General features: G+C 33.7%; 5 protein-coding genes. 4 read left to right on the forward strand and 1 reads right to left on the reverse strand.

Annotation, left to right across the window (positions count from 1 at the left end; all coding sequences use genetic code 11):
- Positions 1–86 precede the first annotated feature (86 nt).
- Both Q8907_11480 and Q8907_11485 read left to right on the forward strand, forming a co-directional pair.
- Positions 87–1,214 carry an ImmA/IrrE family metallo-endopeptidase gene (locus tag Q8907_11480; protein MDP4274888.1) on the forward strand — a complete coding sequence of 376 codons (1,128 nt, stop codon included), beginning with the start codon at positions 87–89 and terminating at the stop codon, positions 1,212–1,214.
- A gap of 1 nt (position 1,215) precedes the next feature.
- Positions 1,216–1,716 carry a DUF4411 family protein gene (locus Q8907_11485; GenBank protein ID MDP4274889.1) on the forward strand — a complete coding sequence of 167 codons (501 nt, stop codon included), beginning with the start codon at positions 1,216–1,218 and terminating at the stop codon, positions 1,714–1,716.
- 283 nt (positions 1,717–1,999) lie between these two features.
- Here Q8907_11485 and Q8907_11490 read toward each other — a convergent pair whose 3' ends face one another.
- Positions 2,000–2,887 (reverse strand): AraC family transcriptional regulator, encoded by an 888-nt coding sequence (locus Q8907_11490; GenBank protein ID MDP4274890.1) that lies wholly within the window; start codon positions 2,885–2,887, stop codon positions 2,000–2,002.
- A 630-nt stretch (positions 2,888–3,517) separates the two neighbouring features.
- Here Q8907_11490 and Q8907_11495 point away from each other — a divergent pair.
- Entirely contained in the window at positions 3,518–4,588 is a 1,071-nt protein-coding gene (locus Q8907_11495) for an aldose epimerase family protein (GenBank protein ID MDP4274891.1), read from the forward strand.
- Between the two features lie 210 nt (positions 4,589–4,798).
- A partial coding sequence (locus tag Q8907_11500; protein ID MDP4274892.1) for a GH92 family glycosyl hydrolase occupies positions 4,799–5,933 on the forward strand: 1,135 nt, incomplete at its 3' end.

The following is a 5,933-nucleotide window of genomic DNA, read 5'->3' on the forward strand; positions in this document are numbered from 1 at the left end:
ATAAAATTGTTGTATATGGGATTGTTAGCGGGGTACATGCATAAAAACATTTGCCAGTTAATCAATAATATTTTTAATTTTGCATAATGAATGTAACTGTAAATATAAATAATAATATTCTGACTTGGGCAATCCACCGAGCAGGATATGATTTATCTATCTTTACGTTGAAAAATCCTCATGTAAAAAAATGGCTAAATGGAGAGAAAACTCCTACGGTAAAGCAACTAGAAGATTTTTCGAAAAAAGTTCATATTCCATTTGGATACCTTTTTTTAAATGAACCGCCCAAGGAAAATATTCCGATTCCCTACTACAGAAGTAATGGTGATAAAGTAGATAAAGTCAGTGTGAATGTTTATGACACGATCATACTTTTACAACAGAGACAAAATTGGTTAAAAGAATATCTTACCGATAATGAATTTAAAAAATTACCTTTTGTTGGAAGATTTAAAGGGATCTTCGATGTAAAATTAATCGTTAATGATATTAGGAACACATTAAACCTTCATGAAGAATGGGCAAGAAAATTTTCCAAATGGGAAGAGGCTTTAAACCATTTGGTGGAGGTTATTGAAGATAAGGGAATCATAGCAGTATTTAATGGCGTCGTTGAGAATAGTAATAAAAGGAAAATACCAGTTGATGAGTGTCGTGGATTTGTACTCGTTGATGACATTGCTCCTTTTATGTTTATTAACAACTCCGATTTTAAATCCGCTCAGATATTTACCATTGTGCACGAATTGGCGCATATATGGACAGGGCAAAGTGCTGGATTTGATTTTAGAAAATTGCAACCAGCTGATGACCCAATTGAAAAGTTATGTGACCAAGTTGCCGCTGAATTTCTTGTGCCAGAAAAGGAATTTATTACTATTTGGGATAAAAATCCCGATATACGTTTTATTGCAAGAATATTCAAAGTTAGTGAAATTGTTATAGCCCGAAGAGCTTTAGATATCGGGAAATGGACTAAAGAAGAATTCTTTGAATTTTATGAAGAGTATAGAAAAAGAGAATTTCAAAAGCAAGAGAATCAAAGTCCAGGTGGTGATTTCTTTGCAACAGCACGGAAAAGAATAGGAGTCACATTTGCTTATCATATTAATAATGCAGTCAAAACTGGCCAATTATTATATCGTGATGCATATAAATTGACAAGTTTAAAAGGAGATACGTTCGATAAGTTTTTTGCTAAACATATATAATATGGCGATATATATTGTGGATAGCAACTTTTTTATTCAAGCTCACAGAGCAACCTATCCCCTTGATATTGCTAAAGGATTTTGGAACAAAGTAAAGCAGCTGGCTGATTCAGGTACTATTATTAGCATTGATAAAGTAAAAAAAGAGCTTTATAATAAAAATGACGATTTGGAAAAATGGTGTAAAGCCAATTTGCCAGACAATTTTTTCAAAAATACTGCAGAAGTTATTAATGAATATGGTAAAGTTACTGCATGGGCATTATCAATGAGTCATCATTACATGCAAAATGCCATTAATGAGTTTCTCGATGTCGATGAAGCTGATGCTTTCTTAATTGCTTATTCTTTAGCTGATATTGATGATAGGTTTATTGTTACTCAAGAAATAAGCGCGCCTCAAAAGCTAAGTAAAATAAAAATTCCAGACTGTTGCAATGCACTTGGTGTTAAATATAGAACTATTATTGAAATGTTTAGAGAAATTGGCGAAACTTTCTAAATAAAAACAAAAACACGGTATTCCTAATCAGAGTAATCGGTAGATAGTTTTAACGTATTAGAAAAATATGATTTTGATTACTCATAGACGTAAGGGGTTTTCTTTTTCGTGCGGACTTTTTCAAATCATGCCATATACAATACAGAAGCCGGTTGCGTTCCTACCAGTCAAGATTTTTAGTTTGGCATGCATACCTGTCATAAGGACTTTTACCCTCCGGGGAAATTCGCATACTTATTACCTCTTGTATTTACAGCCTTTTTTGATGGGTTTATACTAAATCCTATCCTTTCTTTCTCTTTTTATATTCACTTGGAGAAATCCCCATTATTTTATGGAAAAGCCTGGAAAAATAGTAACTGTCACTGATACCTACTTTAAAACATAATTGATTTATCTTGATATCAGAGAAGTCCAATAGTTGACAGGCTTTTTGGATTTTTAACTGGTTACAGTAATTACAGGGAGAATATCCCGTTCGTCTATGAAAAATAGTATAGAAATGCGTAGTGGAATAGCCAATATATTTTGCTATCTCTTCTAAGCTTAAAGGTTTTTCAATATTCTCCTTCATGAAATTTATTGCCGCTTCTACGATATCACTTTCAACCATGTTGTTTTTTACGGTATTCCGGTATTGTTGCAGGTTACGGAATGTGCTTAGAAAATATTGAAATGCAGAACAGGCATAATGCAAATTTTCCAGACTGTATCCCATTCCCAGCAGATGAAAGATCTCTTCAAACAGATCCAACCGTTCACTGATCCGCGAACGGGTATTGGGATTGATTTCAATAGGTATCCCAACTTGCGGGCTATATTCTCTGGCAAGTCTTCCTTTAAAATGTACCCAATAGATTGTCCACGGATTCTGCTCATCTGCACCATAACTATGCGGAGTAAAAGCCGGAATGACAAAAAAATTGTTTTCTTTAACAATCGATTTCTGACCGTTGATTTCAAACCAACCTGCACCTTCTATACAATATATAAATATGAATTGTGAAATGGCTTTTTTGCGCTCTATAAAGTGATACTGGGCTTTGGGATAATAACCAATATCAGTAATATGCAGGATTGATAATACATTGTCTTTTTCCATATCCTGGATAATTGAATCAGGTAAGACTAAAAGTCGTGCACCCTTAAATCCTTCTTGCAACCGCTTCATGGATAAATTTTTTTATTCAAAACTATAAAATAATTATTGATCCTTTATTCATGTCACAATGATTGTTTCAGTAATATTTTTATTTATACGATATGCATCCTGAAAAATGTTCAGTATTATTTAAAATGGCAAATAAGTTATTTTGTCCATCATTGAATTTATCTGTCTATTTCTTTCACCATTTTGCTGGTATAATTTTGTATATAAATCTTAGTACATTTCAAATATGAGGCGCAACATGTATTATTCAAACGGTCTTTTGGAGGGCTTTTTCCCTTTTAATTTTAATCATCGTGTCAAATAAATTGCAGTTCACTTTCGGGATAGAAATGAAAATTGAAAATATCCGGGATTTTAAGTAAAAAACAAATGTTTGAAAATATGTTGTTAATATATAGATGAGTAAGCAGTATGGTCAATACAAAGGGTCTTGCTTTATCCTGTAAATCTTTAATAGTATTGTAATTATAAAAGGAAATTAAATTTATTGTTGGGTGAAAATTTTGATTCTGGCCCTATACCAATACTGGAATATCTAAAAAATCTGATGGCCTGATCTTCAATTTAAAAATAAGGCTTGTGAATTTTTTGATTAAAAAATAAAATAATATTAGAATAAATCATTCTTAAATGGAAATTATCAAAGAAGAAGCGGAGAGCTATCTAGGAGAGACCATATATCTTTTTTCATTAATAAATAATAATGGCATAAAAGTAAAAATCAGTAATTATGGCGGCATTATTACTGGGATATGGACACCGGATAAGTTTGGAAAATCAGAAAATATTGTTTTGGGTTTTCCGGACATTTCGGATTATTATAAAAAGGATTATCTCAAAAACTGTCCATATTTTGGCGCTATTATAGGCCGTTATTGTAATAGAATTGCTAAAGGTCAATTTGAAATAAACGGAAAGGTTTTTAATTTGACCAAAAACGAATTTGTCAATCATGTACATGGAGGAACCTGTGGTTTTGATAAAAAAGTATGGGGAATTGAATCATTTCAGGAAACCAATGCCGTAGGGGTTATTTTAAAATATTTCAGCAGGGATGGGGAAGAAGGATATCCTGGGAATCTAAATATTACAGTTATTTATTCCTTAAATAATGAAAATGAATTAAAGATACAGTACAAGGCAAACACTGACCAGCCTACTCATTGCAATTTTACGAACCATAGTTATTTTAATTTGACCGCAGGAAGGAAGTCAAATGTTCTGGAACATGAATTGACCATCTATGCCAATAAATACCTGGAAGTCAATTCTGAGTTTATTCCCAAGGGTACTGTTTCATCCGTAGAAGGGACTCCTATGGATTTCAGAAATCCGTTATCTATTGGCGATGGTCTGAAAAAGAAATCGGATCAGTTAAAAATCTCAAGGGGATATAATCATTGTTGGGTACTAATTCCAAACGGGGGTAAATTAACAAGGGCCGCTGAATTGTTTGACCCATTGAGTGGACGGAAAGTGAAAATATCCACTACTGAGCCCGGTATCCAGTGTTATATTGCCAGTTATTTAGACGGTACTCATGTTGGGAAAAATAATATCCATTTTACAAAGTATTATGGAGTGTCTTTAGAAACCCAGCATTTCCCCAATACGCCCAACCAGTCTAATTTTCCGTCTACATTATTAAACCCTGGAGAAGAATTTTCCTCTGAATCCATATTTGAATTTCAATGGGGGTAAAAAGGAACAATGAACCGGGATTGTTGCTGATGAATTTAATATGAATTCAAGCCAATATAAAAAAACGATAAGGGGAATAAATTAAAAATTACCTGCGAAATAAGGATGAAATTAATCAATATCGGCATAAAATGAATAGATTTGACTTTTGAAACCAGATTGGAAATTGCACATTCAAATCATAAATTGACAATCAAAAAAACAAACAATATGATGAAACGCCTATTGATTTTAAATGTACTATTATTTTTTTTAACGGCTTTGAATTATGCCCAAACCAAGGATTTGACCCGTTATGTAAATCCGTTGGTTGGAACTTATAATTCACATGCTCTTTCTTATGGGAATTTATATCCTGCCATTGCTCTTCCTTTTGGAATGAATTTCTGGACGCCACAAACAGGCCTTAATGGTGACGGTTGGGGCTATACTTATCAGGCTGATAAAATCTGCGGATTTAAGCAGACGCATCAACCCAGTCCCTGGATTAATGATTATGCCTGCTTCTCCATGATGCCGGTATCCTCTGCAAAAAATATATATACAGATAAAGACCGTTACGAAAGTTTTTCCCATCAGAATGAACTAAGCAAACCTTATTTTTATTCTGTTATTTTAAATGAAAGTAAAACAAAGGTGGAAATTACACCTACCGAACGTGCCGCAATATTCCGTTTCACCTTTGCAGGTGTACAGGACAATTCTATCCTCATAGATGCTTTTAAGGGCGGATCGATGATAAAGTGGGTAGTGAAAGATAATTCTATAGTCGGCTATTGCAGAAACAATAATGGCGGTGTGCCTGAAAATTTTAAAAATTATTTTGTAATTAAATTTAATGCAACTATAAAATCAATTCATTTCCTGGTGGATGGAAACGAAAAGTCAGGAGTAAATTTTTCCGAAGGGAATCATGTGATTGCCAAAGTGGTTTTTGAAGGCAGAAAAATAATAGAGGCCAGGGTTGCTTCGTCTTTTATCAACCAGGAACAGGCTTTTTCAAATTTAAATAAGGAAGTGGGTAAGGTTCCGTTTGAGTCAATTCTTGCAAAAGGGAAAAGTTTATGGAATAAGCAGCTGAACCGTGTTCAGGTTGAAGGTGGTTCAGAAGACCAGATGACTACTTTTTATTCCTGCCTTTACCGGATGTCTCTATTCCCCCGTCAGTTTTATGAATATGACAAAAACAACAAACCGATTTATTACAGCCCTTATGATGGGAAGGTACATGATGGCTATATGTTCACCGATAATGGCTTTTGGGATACTTTTCGGGCAGTTCATCCTTTCTTTACGTTAATATGTCCTTCAATGACTGCAAAAATCATGCAGTCGCTTGTAGCTG

The sequence above is a fragment of the Bacteroidota bacterium genome, from assembly GCA_030706565.1.
Taxonomy (GTDB): Bacteria; Bacteroidota; Bacteroidia; order Bacteroidales; family JAUZOH01; genus JAUZOH01.

Excerpts from the sequence above, each read along its gene's own strand:
- Q8907_11480 (MDP4274888.1), top strand. The coding sequence starts at position 87 with ATGAATGTAACTGTAAATATAAATAATAATATTCTGACTTGGGCAATC.
- Q8907_11485 (MDP4274889.1), top strand. The coding sequence starts at position 1,216 with ATGGCGATATATATTGTGGATAGCAACTTTTTTATTCAAGCTCACAGA.
- Q8907_11490 (MDP4274890.1), bottom strand. The coding sequence starts at position 2,887 with ATGAAGCGGTTGCAAGAAGGATTTAAGGGTGCACGACTTTTAGTCTTA.
- Q8907_11495 (MDP4274891.1), top strand. The coding sequence starts at position 3,518 with ATGGAAATTATCAAAGAAGAAGCGGAGAGCTATCTAGGAGAGACCATA.